Source organism: Ferroacidibacillus organovorans (genome assembly GCF_001642725.1).
Taxonomy (GTDB): domain Bacteria; phylum Bacillota; class Bacilli; order Alicyclobacillales; family SLC66; genus Ferroacidibacillus; species Ferroacidibacillus organovorans.
This window is the reverse complement of record NZ_LSUQ01000011.1, coordinates 18,069-42,078: the sequence shown is the minus strand read 5'-3', so window position 1 is coordinate 42,078 and position 24,010 is coordinate 18,069. Positions and strand designations below refer to the sequence as shown.

Below are 24,010 nucleotides of genomic sequence, written 5' to 3'. Positions count from 1 at the left end.
CATGAAAGCGAGTTTATGGGATTGTTTAAAAACAATCCTGATACGCCTTTTAGCTCTTCAGAATAGCATTCATTGTGATACACGGACAACTTAATGAAGTTGAAGCAAATGATTAAATCCTCTCGGTACTCAATGGTGTTGGTGCATCGGTTGCAGTACACAGGCTTGCTCACACTTCTTCCCTCCTCGACAACCACTATTATACTAATATTTCACGCAATATAGAAATGATGTGTGTCGGCTCGAATCGACTTGAGGGTGTGATGGATCATAAGGAAGATGATGAACCTCCTTCGCGCCGAGCCTGCATATCGGCGGTTGCTTTTTGCGAGTCTGTTGAGCGGAATCGGTGACTGGTTCAACAGTGTGGCACTTCTCAGCCTCCTCCTTCATCTTACAGGATCGAGTCTGTCCGTTGGCGTTGCTTTGGCAGTGCGCACGTTTCCATACCTTGTCATGGGACCACTTGGCGGAATTTTGGCTGACCGGTTGCATCGTAAAACGATCCTTGTATTCGCAGACTTTTCCCGTTTTTTTATTGCGCTGTCCTTGCTACTTGTAAACTCTGTGTCACAAGTCTGGATCGCCTATGTGGCGACCGCGGGTCTCGTCGTCTTCTCGGCGCTTTTTTCTCCAGCGCGAACCGCCGTGATTCCACAACTGGTACACCCGCAGCATCTCGCAGTCGCCAATGCGCTCGAACAATCGCTCGGCGGCCTTGTCATGGCGTTCGGTGCGGGACTCGGCGGACTCATCAGCGCGCGCTTCGGTTTTGACACGGCGTTTGCCATCAACGCTGTTTCGTTTTTAGCATCAGGATTCATCTGCGGGTCTATCAACCTGCCAAGCTCACCCAACCGTGGTCGCGGTAGTTTTGAGGGGCTAGAGAAAAAACGGCAGCGAACCCATTCTCAAGCATCCTCGCACTCGTTTTGGTTTGTCTTTCGTCAGTCGAGGCTCATTCAACTCGTCAGCGTGCAAGCGATTCTCTGGGCAATTGGCGGGGGTGCCGTCAATACGCTTCTCAGTGTCTACGGATATCAGGTTTTCGCAGTGGAAACTGGGGTGTCGGAGTTCTCTATGGCGCGCTCGGTATAGGGTTTTTGGCAAGTGGGTTCATCGCATCGCGCCTTGTAAAGAGGCTTCGGATCATCACGGCCGCAGCGTATCTCTTCGAGGGAATTTGCCATGTCGCGGTTAGTCTGTCGCCTGTGCTGTGGGGAGCAGCCCTCTTTTTGTCTTTTGCGACGATGAGCGCAGGGATTGGCAACGCCGTGACGACCACGCTTTTGATGAGAGAGGCGCCGACTGTGTTTCACGGGAGAATTTTTTCGCTGCTCGGGACAATCTCGAGTGTCGTGATTTCTCTTTCCATGCTGGCGACCGGATTTTTGCTCGTCGTAGTTCCGGCGCGAACGATCGGATTTTGGGCAGGTTCTTTCATGGCATTTACCTCATTAGTCACCGGTTTTGCACTGGTTATGATGAAGGATACGGCGATGAATCCGCATCGCGCATCGATTTAGAGATACGCCTAAGGGTATTGACTCGACGACTCCTTCCGATTAATATATACCCCATACCGTATATGATAGGGGGGAACAGTGTGTCGGAAATGACAGTAGAGACGAACGCGTCAACACAGACCTCGGCTGAAGTATTTGAAAAAGTGCTTCGCAAAGAGCCGCTATGGATTCTGGACGTTCGCAACGAAGATGCATTCGCGGATTGGAAGATTGAAGGTCCAGCCGTGACGAGCGTCAACATTCCATATTTTGATCTGCTCGACGGTGTCGAGGCTGCGCTTGAGCAACTGCCAAGCGACCAACCTGTTCTCGTCGTTTGTGCCAAAGAGGGTTCTTCTCAATTTGTGGCAGAACAACTTATTGAGGCAGGGCGTGACAATGTCACATACCTCGCGGGCGGTATGAAAACGTGGAGCGAGTATCTGCGCCCCGTAAAAGTTGGGAATCTCGCGGAAAATGGCGCTTTGTACCAATTCGTGCGCGTTGGCAAAGGCTGCCTCTCTTACATGATCGTATCGGATGGGGAAGCGGCGATTGTGGACACAGCACGCATGACCGATGTGTATGAGTCGTTTGCAAAAGAACTCGGCGTCACGATCAAGCATACGCTCGACACTCACTTGCACGCGGATCACATTTCTGGCGGCAGAGTGCTCGCTGAGAAACTCGGCGCGACGTATTGGCTTCCTCCAAAAGATGCGACGGATGCACAATTTTCTTATCATCCGCTGGAAGATGGCGAGGTCATCACCGTCGGTTTGACAGAAGTTAAAATTTCTGCACTTTATTCGCCAGGACACACGATCGGCAGTACATCGCTGATCGTTGACGACGCTTATCTACTCTCCGGGGATATCCTGTTTGTCCAATCGATTGGCAGACCGGATCTCGCGGGTGCGGCGGGTGATTGGGCAGCCGATTTGCGGAAATCCCTCTATGAAACGTACCAAGGGCTATCTGCAAACTTGACGTTGCTTCCGGCGCATTATGCACACGGTGATGAAATGAATGAGAATGGATGCGTCTGCGCCAATCTTGGACAATTGTACGCGACAAACTCGGGACTTCTCGTGTCGGATGAGAAAATTTTCCATAAACTGGTGACGGAAAATCTTCCACCGCAACCGAATGCCTATCAAGAAATTCGGCTGACAAACATGGGCAAATTGCAGCCAGGTGAAGATGAGCAGCGTGAGATGGAGATTGGTCCAAACCGCTGCGCTGTTCACGGATAATACACGTACAGGGGTAAAAAAACCCGTGCTCGTGACGCGTCTATCAAAAGACGTATCACGCGTACGGGTTTTTGGTAAAATGTAGAGGTTAGCAGGCGGTATCTACGATAGGGGGAAGAATGATGACGTCATTTCACTATTCTGTAACCACGAATAAGTCGGTGGACGAAGCGGTTGAAGCATTGGAAGCCGCTTTAAAGGAACATAAATTTGGCGTGCTCTGGAAGCTCGACCTTCGCGCGAAGCTTGAAGAAAAAGGCGTTCCGCTTGACATGCCGTATCGAGTGCTTGAGGTATGCAACCCGCACGAAGCGAAGAAAGTGCTTTCTGAAACGCCGCTTGTAGGTTATTTTCTTCCGTGTAAAATTGTTGTTTATGAAGTGGATGGAAAAACGCAGATCGGATTGCCTAAACCGACTGCATTGATGGATGTTGTCGGAGTGGCGTCCTTGAACGAAATCGCGCAGGGTGTGGAAAGCACGCTGATTCAAGCGATTGAACAGGCCAAATAGGTGTCATGATGCGCCTAGGTGGCGCATTGGCTAAGATTTTTAGGAGTGATTGAAGTGCGGCTTAGCATCCTGGATCAATCGCCGATCGCGCAAGGAAGTGACGCGCACACTGCGCTCGCGCAAACTGCGAAGATCGCTGAGTTGGCAGAGCGGCTCGGATACACTCGATTCTGGGTGTCGGAGCACCACGACGCGTCATCCTTGGCAGGCTCAACGCCGGAGGTTCTTCTCGCTCATCTCGGTGCAAGAACATCGACGATCCGGCTCGGCTCTGGTGGTGTCATGCTTCCTCACTACAGTGCGTATAAGGTAGCGGAAAATTTCCGCATGCTTGAGGCGCTCTATCCAGAACGCATCGACATCGGACTCGGGCGTGCGCCAGGTGGCATGCCAATCTCTACACGGGCGCTCCAAGAGGGGCGGACACGAGAACCCTCGTATAGCCAGCAAGTGGATGACCTGCGCGCGTATCTGACCGACGCTCTGCCAGAGGGACATCGCTTTGCGGGACTTCGCGCGACACCGCGAATCAAAACGGCGCCTGAGATGTGGCTACTCGGTTCAAGCGACGTGAGCGCGCGCACGGCCGCTGCGAAAGGAACGGCGTTTATGTTTGCCCACTTCATAAACGGTGAGGGGGGCGTGGAGGCAGTTCAGGCGTATCGGGCTGAATTCAAACCTTCCGCCGCGCTCCTCACGCCAAGAGCAGGAGTGGCGATTTTCACGGTATGCGCGGATACAGACGCAGAGGCAGAGCGGATTGCGGCGAGCCTTGATCTTGCGCTCGTGTTGCTCGCGAGTGGCAAGCGGGCGGACGCGACGCCAGCGGTCAAAGATGCACTGGCGTATCCTTATACGATGTACGAACAAGCGCTGCTTCGTGAGAACCGTAAACGCATGATCGTGGGGAGTCAGGCCACAGTGAAACAGCAGTTCCATCAACTCGCGGCGGACTATGGCGTCGATGAGGTGATGGCCGTGACGACAACGGCAGAGTTCGAACACCGGGTGCGCTCGTTTGAGCTGCTGGCAGCCGCGCTGATTGAACAAATTTAATCTGCTGAGACGAATGAAAGAGCCCCTATTCTAGAATAGGGGCTCTTGGGGTGGTGCACCCGACATGGGCGGGCTCTATAGGGTACTACGCAATCGGTTTGATCTGCAAAATGTGATTGCCAGGACGTGTCAATGTCACTTCGACCTGCTGTGTCTTTGCCTTTGTGAGAACGACTTGCCACACAGGCTGACCATTCAGCGTAGTCGCTGTGATCGAGTGGACTTTTGCGCCTGGTACTGCGTCAAGAGCGGCGGTGTCAGCGAGATTGATGCGCTCCGCCAAAGGCGGTTTGTAGGTTGACGTTTTTGTCGTAATCACGGGGACCGGCGTGCTCGGTGCGGTTGACGTGCTCGATCCTGTGGTGGAAACTTCGCGTGCTTCATATTGATAGGCTGCGTGTGACGAAGTGAATTGCTGTCCAGCTACAAACGATAGAATAGCAATCAGCAAGGCGATCATGCCGCGATTCATGCGTGTCATCATGTTTGTCATGGTTCATGTTCCTCCTTGAATCTTGGTATAGCTGTATCGTAGAGGGTTTCTATGATCATATCATGACAGGATGGTCCACTTTTTCACATTCTATACACGTCGAATCGCGGAGCAGCGACACTCCACGTCGTTCAGGTAGAGTGAAAGCCGCGCCGAATCGACCGCCAGGGAAGTGTGACATGAAACGTTGTACCTTTTCCCTCAATGCTAGAAACCGCAATGGTTCCTTTTAGAAGGCTGACGATCCACGCTGCGATGGAGAGGCCGATGCCGCTTCCGATTGCGTGCTGTTCCGCGCCTTTTGAACGGTAGAATCGGTCGAACACGCGGGGCAAGTCTTCTTTAGGGATACCGATGCCGTCGTCCATCACGTCGATGAAGAGATCATTTCGCTTTCTTCCGATTCGAATCTTGACGCGACCATCGTGACGGCTGTATTTAATCGCATTTTCAATCAAAATGGTAAGCAGTTGTCGCAACTGGACGCGGTCGCTATAGAGCGTCCACGCCTCCCCTCCGGCGTCGACCAAAACGCTGACGTGATTCTCTTCGGCAAAAACGCTCAATGCGTAGACGACTTCGTCAACAAGTTTACCAAGCTCCAACGGTTCGAATTTTAGTGTCGGTTGATTTGAACCAACGCGCGCGAGTGTGGAGAGATCGCCGATGATTCGTGAGAGATAGTCGACTTCGCGCAATCCTTCTTCAATCGCGGTGCGCATCGCTTCGGGATCGTTGCTCTCTTTTTCAAGTTCGAGGATACCGCGTAATAGCGTCATTGGAGTCCTCAGTTCATGCGCCGCGTCATTGACGAAATGGCGTTGGCGCAGCATGGCGAGGCGAATCGGTTTGAGGGAATGCGTTGCCAAACCGTACGTGATCGGCAGGATGATCAACAAACTGGCGAGCGCGAGTGTAAAATCGACTGCGACGAGGGCGTGAAGGGTGTGCACAATTTCTGAGAGGGAGTATGCGCTGACGAGAAATGCGCCTGCTTTCCCTATGTCGCGCGTGCCAATGAGCAGGGGCTGCTTATTCAGCGTTGTGGTGCTCCACTGTGTGAAGGTGTGCGGTGTGTAGGCGCGCGCATAAACCTCCATGAGCGGCGCAATGTTTCCCGTGACGCCAATCAAGGTAAGGTCTTCAGATAAAGGAAACCCTTCTTTAGAAAAAATCCACGTTGCGACAGGTTCGGGCTCGATGTCCACTTTTGCGTTGCGAAAGGAAGGAGTCGAAGCGTTTGCCGTTTCGACCATTCCGTGTAACTTTTGTTCCCATTCTTCACGCACCGCTTGGTACGCGTAGGACATCGTTCGATTTTGTACATAGTAATAGGTTCCAATGATCAAAACGAATTCAAAGACAAGAAACGCGACGAGATGCCAGGCTGAAACATTGAATAGAATGCGGGACAAGATGCGACGCTCAGACTGTGTAAATTGATTTTTCATCGATCGACTTTATAACCGATCCCGCGCACAGTGCGTATGAGCGGTGCGGACTTTGGCGCATCCAACTTTGCGCGCAAACGCGCGACGATGGCCTCCACGACATTGGCCTCCGGTTCAAAATCGGATCCCCAGAGTTTTTCGAGGATGAGTTGGCGGCTCATGACTTGTCCCGCGTTTCGCATGAGGAGTTCCAAAAGTGAAAATTCTTTTCGTGATAGTTCAAGTAACACGCCATCTTTGCGCACTTCAGCACTCCCTGTGTTCAATTCAAGAGGGCCACAGCGCAAGACCTGATTTTCAACGTACGCAGCAGGACGTCGCGCCAACGCGATCAACCTCACGTGGAGTTCCTCAAAAGAGAATGGTTTCGTGAGGTAGTCATCCGCGCCGTGATGAAACCCTGCAATTTTGTCTTCGGTGCTGTCCCTTGCGGTCAGCATGAGGATAGGAATCGTAACGCCTACATTTCGTAGTTTTTCGCAAAGGGACATCCCGTCGCCGTCAGGAAGTTTGATGTCAAGGATTAACACATCAAAAAGACCGTCAATTGCCGCCTGATAACCGGTGTGCATCGTGTGCGTAACGTCCACAACGTGTGCTTTTCGCTCCAGTCCGCGTTGTAAGAGGGCTGCAATGCGAAGATCATCTTCGACAATGAGGATCTTCATCTACGAACACCTTCCCGTCGATACGGTACATAGACAAAAAGTGTCTACTATACCTTGAGTGTTACATTAAAAGATGACAACTTAATGACACCGCGGGCACCGATTTAGCGTGTGACACGCCGTCCTTCGCGATGCGCTTGCTGCGCCAGTTCATTGACACGTGTCAGTTCGATCATGTCGTCTGGCGTGATCTCGGGAGCCGTGTCGCGCAGAATCGCATCCACCCACTGCGTCATCGCGCTGCGTCGCTCAGGAGGAAGGTTCACTGCAACAAGTGGCCCACGCCCAAAGCGCACGCGCGCTGACTCATTCTCGATCAGCAGGGAACCCTTCGTCCCGTGAATTTCCATAAGAAAGGGGCTGCCTCCCGAGACGAAGCTGCTCTCAAGGAGACCGAGCGCGCCTGACGCGTACTCAATCATTACGGTCGCATTGTCATCGACCTCGTGACCAAGCGTCGCTTCAAGACGCGCCGAGAGTGCGCGTACAGGACCTGCGAGGCGGTTTGAGAGATAGATGGGATGTGCGCCAAGGTCAATCAGTGCGCCGCCTCCACACGTGATCGGATCGTAGAAGTGGGCGGGCAGCCAGCCTTGTGCATGTTCATCGGTTGGCACAGAGCCATCATGCGCGACGCGGCAGCGAAACGACGTGACGCGTCCGAGCGCTTCTTCCTGCAGTAGGGACTCGGCATACACGGTGTATGGCGCGCAGAGACGAGACAGGGAAAGCATCAGATGAACACCTGACGTATGGGCAAGGTCAGTCAAATGAATCGCGTCACTCGCGTTGAGCGCGAGCACCTTCTCGCTAAAAACGTGCTTCTTATTCTGGATCGCTTCCGCGATGATCTGAGGGTGCATGTTTGTCGGCGTATCGACGATGACTCCGTCAATAGCTGCCTCGCGGTAGAGTGAAGACGTAGAATCATAAAAAGGTACACCGATCTCGCGCGCAAAGGCGCGCCCGCGGGCAGGGTCTTCGTCCCACACGGCGGCGACTTCAACTTCAGGATGGGCGTTCGCCTCGCGTAGATAATCGGTCGCGTGAACGTGCCACTTGCTCATCATAGCCACTCGAATCATCGATTGAATACCTCCCAAACGTGTAAATATGAACGTACCTCTAGCTTACACGATGATGAAAAAGAGCGCCCGTCGGATTTCTCCAGGCGAGCGCCCTTGCAATGGTTACGGAGTGTACGCGAATTAAGAGTGAGCGAATTTCAGGACGTCTGCTTCCCGCGCGGCGCCGATCTTGCGACCCGCTTCTTTTCCGTCTTTAATCAAGATCATGGTCGGGATGCTCTGAACGCCAAATTTCATGGCGAGTTCAGGCGACTGATCGACATCCACATAGTAATAGTCAACGGTTGCATCTTCTCCTGCAATTTTAGAGACCACCGGTCTCAACATTCGACAGCCCGGTCACCAATCCGCTGAGAAGTCAAGAATGACGGGTTTTGTGGAGGATCCGACAAGTTTATCGTATTCCGCCGTTTGTATCGTCTTCATCATATGCGTATCCCCCCCTTTGCTGCGGTCGATTCATCGCGAAGTTAGGATGAGAAGTCGACTTACCTATATATAGTGTACCTAAGCTTTCAGTGATAATCAAACATGCTAACTGGGTGGCTTGTGAGTTTGCGAGACTCACGTATATGAAGATGCGTCGTTCCACATACTGGGTGTGGAGGAGTGAGCCGCATTGACGACGGAGATGGAGTCGCTTGAACAAGTTTCCATTTCAACAAATCTTCAACAGAATGACGCATTTCTCAAGCAACTGCTGGGAATAGGGGTCAGTTGGGATCTCATCGCCAAACCGTTTGTCTACGAACAAATCAGCATGACGGGATACACGGCAAACGGCTTTTTCTTGACGATGAACATGGTGCTGATCCTTGAAAACGTTGAGATGTCCTTGAAAGAGTTTGTAGCGCGCCACCCTGCGCGCGATTTTACGATTGATGAGCTTGTAAACTATTTGAATGTCACGATCAGTTTTGTTCAAGTGCAAAAAGTGAACAACATGAAAGACGCAGTTCGCTACATCCTGTCGGGTCCGCTTGTCATATTCCTCGACGGGTATAACGAGACGCTCATGATCGACACCCGGATCTACCCGATGCGCTCCATTGCTGAACCGGAAGTTGAGCGGGTCGTGCGCGGCCCGCGTGACGGGTTTGTCGAGACGATGCTTATGAATGTCGCGCTGATTCGCAGGCGACTGCGCGATCCACGGTTGCGCGTTGAGCTCATTCAAGTGGGGACGCGTTCACAGACGGACGTGAGTGTCATGTATCTCCAAGATGTGACAAATGACGCGCTCGTCGACAATGTAAAAAAGGAACTCAAATCCATCAATACGGATGTTGTCGCGATGGGTGAGCAAGCGGTGACGGAGTTTATCGCAAAGGTTAAGTGGAATCCGTACCCGATCGTTCGGTACACGGAGCGGCCTGATGTCGCGGCGACATGTCTGATGGAAGGACAGATCGTTATCGTCGTCGATACGACGCCAGAAGTGATCATTGCGCCGAGCACGCTGTTTAATCACATCCATCACCCGGAAGACTATCACGTATACCCGACGAATGGGACGTATATGCGCGTGGTGTCGATTCTTGGTGCGCTCATTTCGGTGTTCTCGCCATCCTTTTTTATTGTTGCGGCGCAACTTGGAAAGGTCGAGCCGCGCTGGTTGGCGCGTTTGGTCGATCCGGCGCCGCTCTCACTTCCGCTCGCCGTTCAGTTTCTCTTGGCGCAGCTTGCCGTAGACCTCTTTGAGCGTGCGGTGATCAATACCCCGACGGCGCTTGCCACGGCGACAGGTATCGTTGCCGGTCTCGTCTTTGGACCGTTTGCCGTCTCGATGAACCTCGTTTCGCCTGAGGTGCTCGTCTTCATGGGCTCTGCAATGGTGGCGCAGTTTGCCACATCTTCACATGAGCTGTCTACTGCCAATCGCTTCGTTCGCTTCATCTTAATCATCGTTACATCGGTCGGTGGTTGGATTGGCTTCATCCTTGGCATCATCGGACTTATCGTGCTGCTAGCGACGACAAAGTCGTTTGGTGTTCCTTATCTGTGGCCCTTCTTGCCGTTTGACTGGGAGGGCATCAAAGGCGTATTGATTCGTGCACCTTTGTATCGAAAAGATGGACGGCCGAGTATTTTTAAGACAAAAACGCTCATTCGCAGAGGTTGATTGTCTTAAGGCGTTAGCCTCAAATGAAAGCTGACAGACCCACGCAAAGGCGAAGAGATCGCTCATGCGCGGGTCTGTCTATTGTCTTGCGATTAGACCACGTCGCGATGATCTGCATCGCGAAACAGTAGGCCGATGGTGTAGATTCCGGCGAGGCCAACCAGTGTATAGACGACGCGGCTAAGAAGTGTGCCGTGACCGCCGAAAATGGCGGCAACGATATCAAATTGGAACAGACCGACGAGCAACCAGTTCAACGCCCCGATGATCACGAGGACAAGTGCCAGTTTGGTCATGTCCATCCCCCTCTCGAACGGATTCATTGCAGAACTAGCGTGAGTCAATTCGTCCTGCTTTATGCTCTGCGCAAAAGTGTAAACATTTCCTGTCTAGTCTCGTTTTTCCCTGTTATTCGTAGGTTCATAGATTTATAATACGATGGTGGCTTTTGCGAATCGGTTACGGAGAAGAGGGCGATTTAGGAATCTATGAAAAAGGCAGACAAACCGCGGCGCCGCCCTGTTGAGGCGCGTCTCGCGTTTGCGTTTACCACGGTTTTTTTGTCGATGTCCCTACTTATCGTTCGCCTGGGGTATCTCCAGATCAAGACGAGTTCCCAGTTTGTCGCGCAAGAGCATACGAACGAGTACGATACGTATGCGGTGCCTGCGCCAAGAGGCTGGATTTATGATCGAAACCACGTATTGCTGGCCGCGGATAAACCAACGTTCACGGTTGTCTACACGCGTTTGGCGACACCGCTTCAAAATACAAATGCGATCGCAAAGCGTCTGGCGCCTGCGTTTGGTGAATCAGTAAAAAATCTTTTACAGGCGATGAACGCATACAATTACGCGAACCCACAGGTCACTATTCTACAGAATGCCTCTCCACGCGCAGTGTCATACGTGGAGGAACACGAAAACTCGCTGATCGGCGTGCGGGTGATCACGACGCCGCTTCGCTACTACCCGTATGGCGCACTCGCTGATCACGTGGTTGGGTATATCGGGCCTATTCCGCCGAATAACGCGATGCCTCAGTATAGCAAGTACCCAGCCAATGCACTGGTTGGGTTGGACGGAATTGAGCAGCAATACGATTCCCTCCTGCAAGGCGTACCGGGTGTCATGCGTGTGCAGGTGAATGCGGCGAATGTGCCGATGAAAGAGCTTGGCATGTATCCCGCGCCGATGCCGGGTGACAACCTTGTCCTGAACATTGACGGACATCTGCAGAATGTTTTGCAACAGGCGCTTCAAACCCAAGTGGCGAGCCTTCGCTCGCAGGGATATTCGTGGGTTGACTCGGGTGTGGCGGTTGCGATGAACCCGCAAACGGGCGCGGTGCTTGCAATGGGCAGTTATCCGGATTATAACCCGCAGTGGTTTGTCGGCGGGATCTCGAATCAGCACTATGCACAGTATCAAAATGCAGCGCTCAATATGGCGGTGTCGGGTCTCTTTATGCCAGGATCGACGGAAAAACCGCTGACGCTTATGGATGCTTTGAATCTGGGCGCGATTAAACCGACGACGACCGTTTGGGATCCAGGCTATCTGCTGGTGGGCAATACGGTCCTGCACGAGTGGGTGCCTGGCGGATTCGGAATGGTCACTGTTCCAGAGGCGCTAGAGTATTCATCTGACGTCTTTCTGTATCAAACCGGACTTTGGATGGGACATTATCCGCCGTCTTATAATATCAACACGTGGATGACAGGTGAGCGCGTCAAAGCGTTTAATCAACTTGCCAGTTTTGGTAAGTACTTTGGCTTGACTTCGCCGACCCAGATCGACCTGCCTAATGAGCGCGTGGGCTATTTCCACGATAATGGCTATCTCTCGGATCTCGCGTATATGGCGATTGGACAGGATCAGGTGTACTCAGCGATCGGGCTTGCTCAGTACGTGAGCGCCATTGCGACAGGTAAACGCATGAAGCCAGAAGTGCTGCATCAAATCCTTTCGCCGACAGGCGAGGTGATCAAAACGATTCAGCCGGTCGTCCTCAACAAAGTGCCTGTCAGTCCTGCGAATTTGAGTATGATTCGTCAAGGCATGCACTGGGTGACCACGAAGCGAATGGGAACATCGTGGTCCGTATTTCTCGGCGACCCTTACTCTGTGGCGGGGAAAACGGGTACGGCGCAAACGGGTGTCGTCGGTCACGATATCGCGCTCTTTATTGGTTGGGCGCCGTACAAGAATCCAAAGATCGCCGTTGCAGTCATTGTCCCAGGTGCTGGTGAAGGCTATCTCTCATCAGGATCGGTCGCACGCAAATTGATCGACGCCTACCTGAATGAGCTGGCTGGCAAAAAACCGATCCCTCCGACACCCGTTCACGTTGGTTAAACGTATCTACCTCACTTATGAAACGAGTGAATAAGCGTGGAACATTTTGAAGAGAGCCTACTGAAATTGATTATTGACACGTCGACCAATCTTCCTCCTGACGTGCGCCGGGCGGTTGAACAGGCGCAGATTCGGGAAGAGATCGGGTCGCGCGCGGCGCTTGCTTTAGAGACGATCGTTGAGAATGTTTTACTGGCCGAAGAGGAACAGGGACCAATCTGTCAGGATACAGGAATGCCTACGTTTGAAGTGCATACGCCAGTCGGCGCGAACCAGATCGTGATGGAGCGTCAGATCAAAGCGGCGGTTGCCGAGGCGACGCGCCTTGGCAAACTGCGCACAAACTCGGTTGACTCTCTGACGGGGAAAAATACGGGTGATAATCTGGGCCCTGGGACACCGGTCATCCACTTTCACCAATGGGAAAACGATGAGATTGATGTCCGACTGATTCTCAAAGGCGGTGGGTGTGAAAACAAGAACATCCAGTACAGTCTGCCGATGGAGCTTCCTGGACTTGGAAAAACGGGGCGTGATCTCGACGGCATCCGCAAATGCATCATGCACGCGGTGTACCAGGCGCAGGGGCAAGGCTGTAGTGCAGGATTTATTGGGGTCTCGATCGGTGGCGATCGAACGTCCGGTTATCAGCACGCCAAAGAGCAGTTATTCCGCCATCTTGACGATCATAACCCGATTAAAGAGCTTGCTGAACTCGAATCGTACATCATGGAACACGCCAATGAATTGGGTGTGGGAACGATGGGATTCGGCGGCCGCATCTCTTTGCTCGGTTGTAAGATCGGCGTTCAAAATCGACTTCCTGCGAGTTTCTTCGTTTCCGTTGCGTACAACTGCTGGGCTTTTCGTCGGCAGGGCGTGCGCATTGACCCGCGCACCGGAGAGATTCTCAACTGGATTTACAAACAGGGCACATCCGACCTCAAACGCAAAGAATTTGCGGGTTTTTCAGATAAGGTAAAGGTGTTGCGAGCGCCCATTTCAGAAGAAGAGATTCGCGCGCTCCACGTCGGTGATGTGGTTTTGATCAGCGGAGAAATGCATACGGGGCGTGATGCAATCCACAAGTATTTGATGGATCACGATGCGCCAGTGTCACTTGAAGGCGGTGTGCTCTACCACTGTGGACCCGTCATGATGAAGGATGACGAAGGCAAGTGGCACGTAAAGGCGGCAGGGCCCACCACTAGCGCGCGCGAAGAGCCATATCAAGCGGAGATCATCCAAAAATTTGGCCTGCGCGTCGTCATGGGCAAAGGCGGCATGGGTGCAAAAACGCTCGCCGGACTGAAAGCGTCAGGCGCGGTCTATCTCAATGCGATCGGCGGCGCGGCGCAGTATTACGCGAAAAGCGTTGAGGCGGTAGACGGTGTGGATTATCTCGAAGAGTTTGGAATTCCAGAGGCGATGTGGCACCTTCAGGTGGATGGGTTTCCGGCCATTGTAACGATGGACAGTCACGGCAACAGTCTGCATGCGGACGTGGATGATCACTCCTTTAAGAAACTCGAGGAATTCGCTGACCCAGTGTATTAACAACCAATGGTTGCCAAAAGCATACTCAATGATGAGTAATACACGATGGAGTAGGTACCTACTCCATCGTGTATTACTTTTCGTTTATTTTAAGATTCTTTTTTGTTCTTTTGCTCCAAACAATTTTAGAAGCATTTCTGTAGGACACCATCCAGTTAAATACGATACAATTAGCATCGTCGCGGGTAGCCCTCCAATGATCATTAAATATTTATTCACAAATAACCCCAGTAAAATAGAGACCCAAAAGAAAATTCCTGCTAGTAACCGAATTGTAGAACCTTTTCCGCTACATACAAACATTTCATACACCTCTTTCTTATACCCTTACGGGTATATTTCGGGTTAAGTATAGTTGTAAAGTATCTGGACATCAAGACTCCATTTAATAGAATTAAAATTCCTGTGACTATAGAAAGGGCCAGAGAGGGGATAGCACGAGTTCACCGAGTTTCTGAGTCATTGGTCGGCGGTTCCACTCATCGAGACTCAATTCGCGGCACGCCTTGAGATCGTATTCGAACATCCCCTCCATGTGCGTCGCAACCTCTTCACTAAAAAACTCCACGTTAATCTCGTGATTTCCAAAGAGGCTCAACCGATCAAGATTTGCCGTTCCGATTGTGGTCCATTTTCCATCGACGGTCGCCGTTTTGGCGTGAATCATTGCCCCTTGGTACAAATAGATGCGAATGCCCCGTTTCAGACAATCAGTAAAATACGTTCGCGCCAGCCAATCCGCCAGAAGATGGTTGGAGCGTTCGGGGACGAGCAGAGAGACTTGTACGCCTCGATCAGCCGCATCGATAAGTGCGGATAGAACAACGCGGTCTGGCACGAAATAAGGGGTCGTCAAAAAGATGTGCTCTTTAGCCAGATCAATCGCTTCAATGTACATGGAACGAATCGGAAAGAGGATGCGTTGCGGATTATTTACATAGGGACGGATATAGGGCGAAAGGGATGCGCGCTCAGTTTTCAGCTTCGGAAGTTTATGCGCTTGCGCATTCCAAAAATCAGCGAATGCCGCAAAAAGGTTGTGAGAGGAGCTCCCCTCTATACGTACATGCGTATCGCGCCACTTTCGTCCATACAACTCGCCGATGTTAAAACCACCGACATAACTGATTGTGCGGTCAATGATGGCGAGTTTACGGTGGTCGCGCGCGAGCCGGCGTGGATCGAACAGATCGAGAAATCTTTGCCAGGCGCGATAGCGGTAAAGGTGAATGTCAGCAGAAAACTGTTTAAAGGGACGCGGTACGACGAGGTTTGCAAACGCGTCAAAAACAACATAAACAGTTACGCCCTCGCGCGCTTTTTTGGCCAGAAGTTCTTTGATTTGTTGTCCAACCGCATCATCTTTCCAGATAAAGGATTCAATGCAAATAATATCCTTCGCCTGCGTGATGTCACGTAGAAGGGCATGATAGAAGTCCATTCCGTATGTGTAGATTGTGATCTGATTGCCGTCAATCACCGATTCGACAGGTGGTTGATTCGTAATGGAGAGCTTTCGTTGTCGGCGAAACTGATTGCTGATCAGAGAAATGAGAATGACGAGGAGCTGTGAAGAAACGATGAGCGCGAGTGTGACAAGGAAACCATCCTCGAGTTCTCGATAACTCATAGTAAGCCTCCCTTCCATTCAAGCATCGTAGTGCGTACAAATCCTAGCGTATTGCACGTGAGGTGTCAAAATGTGTTGAATCGAAGATTCAACACATTTTGTCGCTTTCCTGCATACAACAATGTTGTGCTTAGGAAAAAGTTTTGCCTTCAGTTAAAAGTGGTGGTATTCTAAAGACAGCAAAATTGGTGAAACAGTGGGGTGAGGAAAATGTCTTTCACGGTAGAAGAGCTTGGGTCTGGCGTGCAAAACCCATCAAGTCAGGATCAGGCAGAACTGAAGAAGTTATCTGCTGTGCTTGAACCCTCTCAATTGAGCCAATATCGCGCCGTGCCGTATGGGAAAAAGAAGTTGGGTCGAGGCGTGCTCACCCTGATGTGGGCATTGCGCATTTATGTCTTTCTCGCGCTTCCCCTCGTCGCGTACGTTTTCTTTTCTTCACTCAAAGCATAAACTCACGCAATGAATCGATGATAAAAGCGTCGGCCTGAATGCTCGCCTGTGCGGGGATACTCAGGTCGACGTTTATTGCTTTTTTCATCAATCAGAGTTCGATGGTGTGTTCGCGATCCGCATCTGCAAGTGGTTGAACCTTGCCGCGAAACATGGAAATTAGCGCCGCCATGAGTCCGAGCGCCGTGACACCGGCGAATGCGATGTGAAAACCGGGCAAAAGGATGCGCGCTGGCGCACTCAATGGAGAGTAACCTTCCGCTAAAACTACACCTTGATACAGCGCGAACGCAAACGCAATTCCGAAGCTTTGACCAAGGGAGCGCGACATATTGAGAAGTCCAGAGGTTACGCCCAATCGGTTGCGCGGCGAACTGCCCATGACGGAACTGTTATTGGGTGGCGTAAAGACCCCCATGCCCATGCCGATAATGAGCAGTGCGATAATGATCCATACGAGTGGCTCAGTTGAAGATAACAGTAATAAAGAGAGACCGCCAAGTGTGGCGAGTGTCATGCCTGCCACCGTTGGAATGCGAGAGCCCAGTCGATCGGCGATGCGTCCGGCCATTGGCGCGAGCAGCATCATGCCGATCGGAAGCGGCGTGGTGAGAAGTCCTGAGAGTGAAGATGGATTTTTTCGAACTTCTTCAAAATAAAACGGGATGATGTAAAGAATACCGTACATGAGTGCGTAGGAGAGTGAGCCGCTTACGTTTCCCCACGTTAGCGTCGGGATTTTAAAAAGGGACAGATCCACCAACGGCGCGCGGTGACGTTTTTCTTGCCAAATAAAGAGAGCGCTACTCAAAACGCCGCACGCAAAGAGTGAGAGAATGTAAGGAGAACCGAAACCCTTCTCATTTCCTTGGTTGAGTCCAAGAATCACGGACACGATCGAGACTGCGAGCAATAGCGAACCGAGATAGTCAAAAGAAACGCCTCTTGTTGCTTGATCCTTTTCCTGGTCGAGCGGGAGAATGAGCGCGGCGAGCGTCGTGCCGATCAAGCCGACAGGAACGTTGACGTAGAAGATGGAGCGCCAGCCGAATGCACTGATCAGAAGCCCTCCGATCGCAGGCCCCAGTGACAATCCGACAGCAAGTGCCGACCCCTGAATGCCGATCGCTTTTCCGCGCACTGACGAGGGAACTGCCGCTGTGATGATCGCGACGCTGTTCGCCTGAAGCATTACGGCGCCGACGGCTTGTAAGACGCGCGCGCCAATGAGAAACGGGAGGGATTGGGCGGCGCCACAGAGCGCGGAGCCCACGATAAAGATTCCAAAGCCCATCGTATAAAGCGGTCTTCTTCCGACGAGATCGGCAATCCGCCCAAACACGGTGAGCAGCGCCGTCAAGGTTAAGAGATAGGCGAGTGCAACCCACGCTGTCGCACTCAAGGTGACGTGAAACTGTCGGGTGATCGTTGGCAGGGCAACGGTAATGATGCTGCCGTCAAGCGCCGCCATAAACGCCCCGATACAGACCGTGGCAACGACATACCAGTGGTAATTGGTTTTCGCGCAGATTCCAGCGAGGGGGAGATTGGCAGTGATGTTTTCTCGAACTTTCATCGTGAGCGGGACATGCCCTGTCTCCTTTCGGCGTGACGCTGGAATCGGATAGGTGTGCGAATTTTACTCATTCTTTCTTTGACGCTCACTTAAATCGTCTCTTGGCGAGTTAACTTGACCGCAAACGCATAGCGGTCGGCCCGATAAGAAACGGAGGAGTATTCGACTGGGCGACCCGCGCCATCTTCGGTGATGCGCTCCACGTGCAGGACAGGATCATCGGCCCGGCACGCGAGCCGCGTCGCGCGCAAGGGGCCTGCCAAGGCGGCGGTTACAGTTTGTTCACCGGATGCGATGGAGATTCCTTCAGCCTCAAGCAGTTTGTAGAGAGAGCGCGTGGCGCCTTGTGTGCGGATTCGCGCCAGAAGGTCTTCTGGGAGGTAGCTCTCGTCATAAAAGAGGGGCTCGCCATCCGTACAGATGACCCGCGATACGAAAAGCACATTCTGCCGTGGCGTGATTCGCAGCAAAGAGGCGATGCGCTCGCTCACCGGAATCACGGTGGCCTGAAACTCGCGTATGGAAATGGGCTGATTCGCCTGCTCCAACTCTTCCATGAAACCATATAAGTGCGTGGATTGCGTGTGCACTTTTCGCTGAACGAAGGTGCCTCTGCCTTGTTGGCGAATCAAATAACCTGCATCAACGAGATCGCGAATGGCTTGGCGCACGGTCGTGCGCGACACATTGTGAAGAGTTGTTAACTCCTGCTCTGTTGGAATCATTTGGCCAGACGGCCATTCGCCTGACTCGATTCGCTCCAGCAGCGACGCCTTCAGTTGGACGTAGAGAGGGTGGACGGATCGCATGGATGGCATCGTGATCGCCTCGCATCCGATTGAATTTGTAGTAACATTATAATGTATGAGGATAGTATACACATTTTTCTGCTGAATGGTAATCTGCGAAGTCCAATTTTGTTTTCGAGTAAAGGGGCCTTGCTCAGCAAGGCCCCTTTGCAAAGTAAACACATCAAAACAGATCTTCGTCGACATTTGATGCGCTCATCATGCTTTTGGTCGTGGTCATCTCGGGCGTGGCACGCCGTTTGGCGAACTCCCATGCAGCGATACCGACGCCTGCCCCCAACAAAAGGGTGGGCATCATGCCAAGTCCCTTGTGAACGTTACGCCGTGGATTGTAAACGCGATCTACGATCCCCCACATGGCGAACACCTCCTGTCGGTCGTAGGTTTCCCAAAACCGGCATGCGTTAATGAGGTATCTTTTGCCACTCCGTTTGCCTTGAAGACACTGCGCGGCGTGTGGGCAGCTATGGTAAACTTGAGCGATAAGATGGTCTACAAATCATGCTGCGCATACGCGCTTTGCTTGACGTAGTCTGCTTGGAGATGGAAACGGTCTCCTTTTGCCTCGCTGGAGGAATAGGCGACGAGCACAATCGGGGTTCCAAGTTTTTCGCTTAATGCCTGTTCCATTTGATGAAGTGCAAAGAGATCACTTGATTCAAGTGGAGCTGCTTTAAATTCGCTCATCGATAACCTGCTTTCTGTCGGGTGATGCGTTCCATGATCGACATCTTGCTTGCATTCGTATTTCTAGTATGAAGTTGGAAAGACGAGTTCATACGTACATGACATGAATGGATTTTGTGAAGGATGGCATAGACGATGGAAGGGAAACAAATCGACGAAGATGCAATGCGCGATCAGCGTATCGCGGACGCCCTCTCAGTCTGGTTTCGGAGTGTGGCGCGCGATCTTCCGTGGCGCAAGACAAAGGACCCGTATCTCATTTGGGTTTCTGAAGTAATGTTACAGCAAACACGCGTGGAGACGGTCATTCCCTATTACAATCGATTTATTGAGCGGTTTCCGACGGTTGAGGCGCTTGCGCAAGCGCCAGATGAGGAAGCGCTCAAGTATTGGGAGGGGCTTGGTTACTATCGCAGACTACGCCATCTCGTCTCAGCAACGCGCGAGCTTCAGGAACACTATGGAAACCACGTTCCGCGCGACGCAAAAACGTTTGCCAGTCTCCCGGGTGTGGGTGAGTACACACTAGGCGCAGTGATGTCTATTGCATATGGCCAGGCGCTTCCGGCGGTTGATGGAAACGTGATGCGTGTCTTGTCGCGGGTTGATGGGTTTCAGGAGGATCTCGCGACGGCGCAAGCTAGAAATTATATGAAAGAGCGTGCCCAAACGCTTGTCCATCTGGCAGACCCAGGAGAGTTCAATCAAGCGCTGATGGAGCTTGGCGCAACCCTTTGCTTGCCGAAAAATCCACAGTGTGACGCGTGTCCGATCGCGGTTGAATGCGCAGGGCTGCGAGAGGGCATCCACCTCAAATTGCCGATTAAACGTCCCAAAGGGGCGATCCCGACAAGGGAGTTTGTGGCGCTGGCCATTCGGCAAGGTGGCCGCCTGGCCATCGAGAAACGACCAGCCATTGGATTGCTTGCCAACCTGTGGCAACTCCCACTAGTTGAGCATGCCTATGAACAAGTGGCTGTGCAGGATGCGTGGATTCAGGACGCACTGTCCGCGCGGGGCGTAAAAAAACCGCTTGAACTGCGCGATCGCGGCGTATACGAGCATGTTTTTTCACATCAAAAGTGGCGCGCGCGCTTGATTGAGGTTCACATTTCATCGGATGAATGCGTTACTTCGTGTAGAATGATGTCGAGTGAAGATCGAGCGCCGCTCCCTTTTGCGCGCCTTTTTGTACGTATGCTGCACGATCTGGAGGAGAACAGTTTTGAGCTTACTTTCGATTGAGCTATCTGAACAGGGTGCTTTGCGTTTGCAATCCGTGCTTGCAGAGGAGCAGGAAGAGGGTTTGTGTGTACGCATTTCTGCGTCGCCTGGCTGAGGTGGGATGCGGCTTCGCATCGCTCTGGATGAGCGTATGAAACGAGACAAAGAGATTCAGGTCAAAGGAATTCCATTTGTGTTTGATCCATTTACTGCGGCACTCCTTCGCGAACCGATTACGGTGTATTACGATGATGTGGAGGATTCATTTCGTGTCGCCTTTACCGGTTATGAGGGAGATCTGTGCTAAACGTGCGCATTCAAAGCAAAGTTCACCATACCCGTTTGTCTACAAACGCGATACAATACGCATATGGCAAATGTGCAAAATTTATCTAAAACGCGCTATGTACGCGTAGCAGACCAGATCGAGTCGATGATCATGAGAGGTGAGTGGCAGCCGGGGCAGCGGTTGCCGACGCTCGAAGAACTCGCGACGATGTTTGCGGTGTCGCGTGCGGTGGTTCGCGAAGCGTGCAGTGTCCTCGTCGGCGCGGGGTTGATCGAGGTCCGGCACGGTGATGGAATCTACGTTAAATCGTTTTCTCTGGATTCCTTTTTGCGACCGATTCACGCCGCAATTCTATTGGCTGCGTCTGACGCACGCGCGCTGCTTGAAGTAGGGATGTGGCTTGAAGGCGGCATCGTTGAACAAGCGACACAGCGCAGACGGCGTCAAGACTGCGAATTTCTTTCGGAGACGCTTTTTATGATGGAGGCGAGTCGTGAAGACGCAGGAAGAATGATGGAGTGCGAGCGGCAGTTTCACGTTACGCTCTCGGAGTGTGCGGGAAATGAGGTTGCGGTGAACCTTTTGCGCATCCTTTACCAACCGCTCACAGGCGTGATGAACCTCTTGTTGATGGATGAAGACTTTCGCGATGAGATGATTACGCTTCATCGCGCGCTCTATGACTCGATCGCCGTGCAAGACGGTGAGTCGGCAAAACGTCATATTCAACTTTATCGCAGGCGCGCCATGGATGCGATGCGCAACGCGAAATGAAAGGGTGATCTGTATTTTGACAAAATCGAAAAAACTTCTCTTTTTTTTCATCTCGCTGTGTGCGATGACGTTGCTCGCTGTGGGCTCTGTTCAAATTGACGCTCATTTTACGCTGGCCATGGTCCTTTTAGGAATTGGACTTGCCGTTGCGGCAATGGGGTTTGTACTTAAAGCGGCGTTTCGCAAGCGCGGCTTGTTGTAAAAGACGAAGCGCAGAGATTCCGTTGGTGCAACAGATCGATTTATGGAGGTGAGCGTCGATGGAGACCGCACAGCGAATTTTTGTCATAGACGATGACGAGAGTGTGCGAACCGTGATGGAGCGCTACCTTTTGCGCGAAGGGTTTTCGGTCACCTGCTTTGCAAACGCTGATTCGGCGATGCCAGCTCTTGTTGAGAATCTCCCTGATATGGTGATCCTTGACATCATGCTTCCAGGCACCAGCGGATACGATCTCTGCCGGTGGCTGCGCGCACGCACAGAAGTTCCGATCATCATGGTTTCCGCGCGGGATGAAGAGGTGGATCGCGTCCTTGGCCTTGAGCTTGGCTCCGACGATTATCTTTCTAAACCGTTCTCGCCGCGAGAACTCGTCGCGCGCGTCCGCACCGTCTTGCGCAGATTGAATGGAGCGCGCGCCGCATCTGTGCAAGACGGTGCGACGGCGACGTATCCCGCTTGTGCGGATCTCGAACTGCGGGATGATGAACGTCGTATTATCGCGGCGGGAAGCGACCTCGTCCTTACTACCAAAGAATTTGAACTGCTCGCCTACTTTATTAAAAATAAAAGCCGCGCATTTACGCGCGAACAGTTGCTCACACAGGTTTGGGGCTACGATTTTATCGGTGATGAGCGCGCCATCGACGATTTGGTCAAACGTCTTCGGCGAAAACTGACGCAGGCGCAATCGATCGCTGAGATCGTCACGGTCTGGGGGTACGGCTACAAACTTGAAGGGTAAGCTAAGCGGGCGACGCAGCATCGGGTTTTCCCTTCGAATGCGCATGCCGATTGCAATTAAAGTGGTGGTCGTCTATCTGGTGATTGTGATGATCTCTCTTGCGCTCGCAGGTTATCTGACGAATCGTTCGATCTCCCAGTATGTGATCGATTCGACGCGCAATAACCTGATCGGTGATGGACAGGTGATCATCAAGCAGTTTCGCGCATATGGGCAAACGCTTGAGGATCGTCACGCGACCCCCCCTACAAGCCGCGCGCTCGTGACGATCGCTGCTCAAAGTGTTCAGCGCGAGTATATCATCGTCGATCCTAATGGGAACATTGTATGGAATACGTTCACGGCAGCGGATCTCCCACTGCTTCAACACGTGAGCACGCTCGTCGCGATGGCGCTAAAGGGCCGTCACACGGCGTCAGGCGTTTATCCTCAACAAAATCCAATCTTTGAGTTTGTGGCAATACCATTTTCCTATGCGTATCTCGTCCCCGTCACGTCGCTTCACCCAGGTTTCCCGCCAAGCATCATGATGCCAAACCTTACGATTGAACATCGAAACACAAAAGTGCTTGTGCTTTTTACGAAGCTCAGTGATATGAAGCGGATCACCTATGAGATTTGGGTGGCAGTGGCCCAAGGGTTGATGATTGCGACACTGATCACGGCAATTGTTGGCATCGTGCTCGCGAGATCGCTGATGCAGCCAGCGGGCCTCTTGAAACAAGCGATCATGCGCGTTCAGGAGCGTGACTTTACGCATGTCCCAGTGGTGCACACAGGGGACGAGTGGGAGGACTTTGCCTATGCGTTTAATAACATGGTGGACGCGCTTAAAGCGTTTGATGAGGGGCAAAAGCGTTTTCTCCAGAATGCGTCACACGAATTGAAGACGCCGCTCATAGGGATTCGCGGCTACGCAGAAGGGTTGCGCGATGGCGTCTTTGAACCGAGTGAATCGATGCACATTCTCGATATCATTGCGGCAGAGAGCGTGCGCTTGAAGCGGTTGGTGGATGAGCTTATCTATCTCTCAAAATTGGAAACACTGGATGATGTATACACGTTCACACATGATAATCTCACCAAAATCATTACCAAAACGATTGAGCGCGCCTATCCACTCGCTCGCGAGCGACAGATTCAGATTGTTCCAGACTTGCCAGAAGGCATCGTGCTTGCGTACATCGATTCGGACAAGATTGTTCAGGCGCTGCTCAATCTGATCGGAAATGCGATTCGCCATGCGCACTCGCGCGTGATCGTCACACTGCGCAAAGAAGAGTTTGCGAAGATCGTTGTTGAGGATGACGGAGAAGGGTTTGTCACTAAAGATGTCGAACGGGTGTTTGAGCGGTTCTTTCACGGAGATAAAGGCGAGACGGGGCTTGGCCTCTCGATTGTTCGCGCCATCGTTGAAAAACATCGCGGGAAGATCACAGCTGAAAATGGCAGTATGGGCGGCGCAAAATTTACCATTGAGCTTCCATAGATCGCGTGGACTTCATGCGGTATACAAGCATAGGATTTGTACAGAGAGC

General features: G+C 52.1%; 26 protein-coding genes. 15 read left to right on the top strand and 11 right to left on the bottom strand.

What is annotated here, in order from left to right:
* Positions 1–282: 282 nt before the first annotated feature.
* The 5 genes from AYW79_RS05805 (at position 283) to AYW79_RS05785 (ending at position 4,329) form a co-directional block, all read left to right on the top strand.
* Positions 283–1,098: an MFS transporter gene (locus AYW79_RS05805; protein WP_067563025.1), complete on the top strand. Its 816-nt coding sequence runs from the start codon at positions 283–285 to the stop codon at positions 1,096–1,098.
* Positions 1,099–1,103: 5 nt separating this feature from the next.
* Positions 1,104–1,526, top strand: a complete 423-nt coding sequence (locus tag AYW79_RS05800) for an MFS transporter (protein WP_067563022.1) — start codon at positions 1,104–1,106, stop codon at positions 1,524–1,526.
* Positions 1,527–1,615: 89 nt separating this feature from the next.
* Entirely contained in the window at positions 1,616–2,761 is a 1,146-nt protein-coding gene (locus AYW79_RS05795; RefSeq protein ID WP_067563101.1) for an MBL fold metallo-hydrolase, read from the top strand.
* A gap of 122 nt (positions 2,762–2,883) precedes the next feature.
* Positions 2,884–3,273: a DUF302 domain-containing protein gene (locus AYW79_RS05790; RefSeq protein ID WP_067563018.1), complete on the top strand. Its 390-nt coding sequence runs from the start codon at positions 2,884–2,886 to the stop codon at positions 3,271–3,273.
* Between the two features lie 48 nt (positions 3,274–3,321).
* Entirely contained in the window at positions 3,322–4,329 is a 1,008-nt protein-coding gene (locus AYW79_RS05785) for an LLM class flavin-dependent oxidoreductase (RefSeq protein WP_067563097.1), read from the top strand.
* Positions 4,330–4,414: 85 nt separating this feature from the next.
* On the opposite strand, the gene AYW79_RS05780 is transcribed toward AYW79_RS05785, so the two are convergent.
* From AYW79_RS05780 to AYW79_RS05760, 5 genes are all read right to left on the bottom strand, one after another.
* Positions 4,415–4,822 carry a PepSY domain-containing protein gene (locus AYW79_RS05780; RefSeq protein WP_067563015.1) on the bottom strand — a complete coding sequence of 136 codons (408 nt, stop codon included), beginning with the start codon at positions 4,820–4,822 and terminating at the stop codon, positions 4,415–4,417.
* Between the two features lie 131 nt (positions 4,823–4,953).
* Positions 4,954–6,273, bottom strand: coding sequence for a sensor histidine kinase (locus AYW79_RS05775; RefSeq protein WP_067563011.1), 1,320 nt, complete (start codon positions 6,271–6,273; stop codon positions 4,954–4,956).
* Positions 6,270–6,941: a response regulator transcription factor gene (locus AYW79_RS05770; RefSeq protein WP_067563008.1), complete on the bottom strand. Its 672-nt coding sequence runs from the start codon at positions 6,939–6,941 to the stop codon at positions 6,270–6,272. Before AYW79_RS05770 ends, AYW79_RS05775 begins: the two co-directional genes overlap by 4 nt.
* Before the next feature lie 104 nt (positions 6,942–7,045).
* Positions 7,046–8,026 carry a Gfo/Idh/MocA family protein gene (locus AYW79_RS05765; RefSeq protein WP_067563005.1) on the bottom strand — a complete coding sequence of 327 codons (981 nt, stop codon included), beginning with the start codon at positions 8,024–8,026 and terminating at the stop codon, positions 7,046–7,048.
* A gap of 123 nt (positions 8,027–8,149) precedes the next feature.
* Entirely contained in the window at positions 8,150–8,356 is a 207-nt protein-coding gene (locus tag AYW79_RS05760; RefSeq protein ID WP_067952494.1) for a thioredoxin family protein, read from the bottom strand.
* Positions 8,357–8,648: 292 nt separating this feature from the next.
* Here AYW79_RS05760 and AYW79_RS05755 point away from each other — a divergent pair, with 292 nt between their 5' ends.
* Complete coding sequence (locus AYW79_RS05755; RefSeq protein WP_231877713.1) at positions 8,649–10,151, top strand: spore germination protein; 1,503 nt, start codon at positions 8,649–8,651, stop codon at positions 10,149–10,151.
* 92 nt (positions 10,152–10,243) lie between these two features.
* On the opposite strand, the gene AYW79_RS05750 is transcribed toward AYW79_RS05755, so the two are convergent.
* Positions 10,244–10,447, bottom strand: a complete 204-nt coding sequence (locus tag AYW79_RS05750) for a DUF378 domain-containing protein (RefSeq protein ID WP_143216237.1) — start codon at positions 10,445–10,447, stop codon at positions 10,244–10,246.
* Positions 10,448–10,639: 192 nt separating this feature from the next.
* Between AYW79_RS05750 and AYW79_RS05745 the strand changes: the two genes are divergently transcribed.
* Together AYW79_RS05745 and AYW79_RS05740 are read left to right on the top strand one after the other, a co-directional pair.
* Positions 10,640–12,508, top strand: coding sequence for a peptidoglycan D,D-transpeptidase FtsI family protein (locus AYW79_RS05745; protein WP_067562999.1), 1,869 nt, complete (start codon positions 10,640–10,642; stop codon positions 12,506–12,508).
* Between the two features lie 36 nt (positions 12,509–12,544).
* Positions 12,545–14,065, top strand: coding sequence for a FumA C-terminus/TtdB family hydratase beta subunit (locus AYW79_RS05740; RefSeq protein WP_067562995.1), 1,521 nt, complete (start codon positions 12,545–12,547; stop codon positions 14,063–14,065).
* A gap of 409 nt (positions 14,066–14,474) precedes the next feature.
* Here AYW79_RS05740 and AYW79_RS05730 read toward each other — a convergent pair whose 3' ends face one another.
* Entirely contained in the window at positions 14,475–15,695 is a 1,221-nt protein-coding gene (locus AYW79_RS05730) for a phospholipase D-like domain-containing protein (RefSeq protein WP_067562988.1), read from the bottom strand.
* 210 nt (positions 15,696–15,905) lie between these two features.
* On the opposite strand from AYW79_RS05730, the gene AYW79_RS05725 reads away from it, so the two are divergent.
* Positions 15,906–16,148: a hypothetical protein gene (locus AYW79_RS05725; protein ID WP_067562985.1), complete on the top strand. Its 243-nt coding sequence runs from the start codon at positions 15,906–15,908 to the stop codon at positions 16,146–16,148.
* A 91-nt stretch (positions 16,149–16,239) separates the two neighbouring features.
* Here AYW79_RS05725 and AYW79_RS05720 read toward each other — a convergent pair whose 3' ends face one another.
* The 4 genes from AYW79_RS05720 to AYW79_RS05705 all read right to left on the bottom strand — a co-directional run bounded on the left by AYW79_RS05720 (position 16,240) and on the right by AYW79_RS05705 (position 19,220).
* Entirely contained in the window at positions 16,240–17,724 is a 1,485-nt protein-coding gene (locus AYW79_RS05720; protein WP_067562981.1) for a DHA2 family efflux MFS transporter permease subunit, read from the bottom strand.
* 89 nt (positions 17,725–17,813) lie between these two features.
* The gene (locus tag AYW79_RS05715; protein WP_179123154.1) at positions 17,814–18,542 is read right to left on the bottom strand and encodes a GntR family transcriptional regulator; all 729 of its coding nucleotides are present in this window, start codon (positions 18,540–18,542) and stop codon (positions 17,814–17,816) included.
* Positions 18,543–18,696: 154 nt separating this feature from the next.
* Positions 18,697–18,891 carry a hypothetical protein gene (locus AYW79_RS05710; RefSeq protein WP_067562978.1) on the bottom strand — a complete coding sequence of 65 codons (195 nt, stop codon included), beginning with the start codon at positions 18,889–18,891 and terminating at the stop codon, positions 18,697–18,699.
* Positions 18,892–19,025: 134 nt separating this feature from the next.
* Positions 19,026–19,220: a hypothetical protein gene (locus tag AYW79_RS05705; RefSeq protein WP_067562974.1), complete on the bottom strand. Its 195-nt coding sequence runs from the start codon at positions 19,218–19,220 to the stop codon at positions 19,026–19,028.
* A gap of 135 nt (positions 19,221–19,355) precedes the next feature.
* On the opposite strand from AYW79_RS05705, the gene mutY reads away from it, so the two are divergent.
* From mutY to AYW79_RS05675, 6 genes are all read left to right on the top strand, one after another.
* Positions 19,356–20,465, top strand: coding sequence for an A/G-specific adenine glycosylase (gene mutY, locus AYW79_RS05700; protein WP_067562971.1), 1,110 nt, complete (start codon positions 19,356–19,358; stop codon positions 20,463–20,465).
* Between the two features lie 100 nt (positions 20,466–20,565).
* On the top strand, positions 20,566–20,751 hold the full coding sequence (locus tag AYW79_RS05695; RefSeq protein WP_067562967.1) for a hypothetical protein: 186 nt from the start codon (positions 20,566–20,568) through the stop codon (positions 20,749–20,751).
* Positions 20,752–20,814: 63 nt separating this feature from the next.
* Positions 20,815–21,507 (top strand): FadR/GntR family transcriptional regulator, encoded by a 693-nt coding sequence (locus tag AYW79_RS05690; protein ID WP_067562964.1) that lies wholly within the window; start codon positions 20,815–20,817, stop codon positions 21,505–21,507.
* Between the two features lie 16 nt (positions 21,508–21,523).
* Positions 21,524–21,709, top strand: coding sequence for a hypothetical protein (locus AYW79_RS05685; protein WP_067952490.1), 186 nt, complete (start codon positions 21,524–21,526; stop codon positions 21,707–21,709).
* Between the two features lie 58 nt (positions 21,710–21,767).
* Positions 21,768–22,472, top strand: coding sequence for a response regulator transcription factor (locus AYW79_RS05680; protein ID WP_067562937.1), 705 nt, complete (start codon positions 21,768–21,770; stop codon positions 22,470–22,472).
* Positions 22,462–23,961, top strand: coding sequence for a sensor histidine kinase (locus tag AYW79_RS05675; protein ID WP_067562934.1), 1,500 nt, complete (start codon positions 22,462–22,464; stop codon positions 23,959–23,961). The genes AYW79_RS05680 and AYW79_RS05675 overlap by 11 nt, the downstream gene beginning before the upstream one ends.
* Positions 23,962–24,010: the final 49 nt, after the last annotated feature.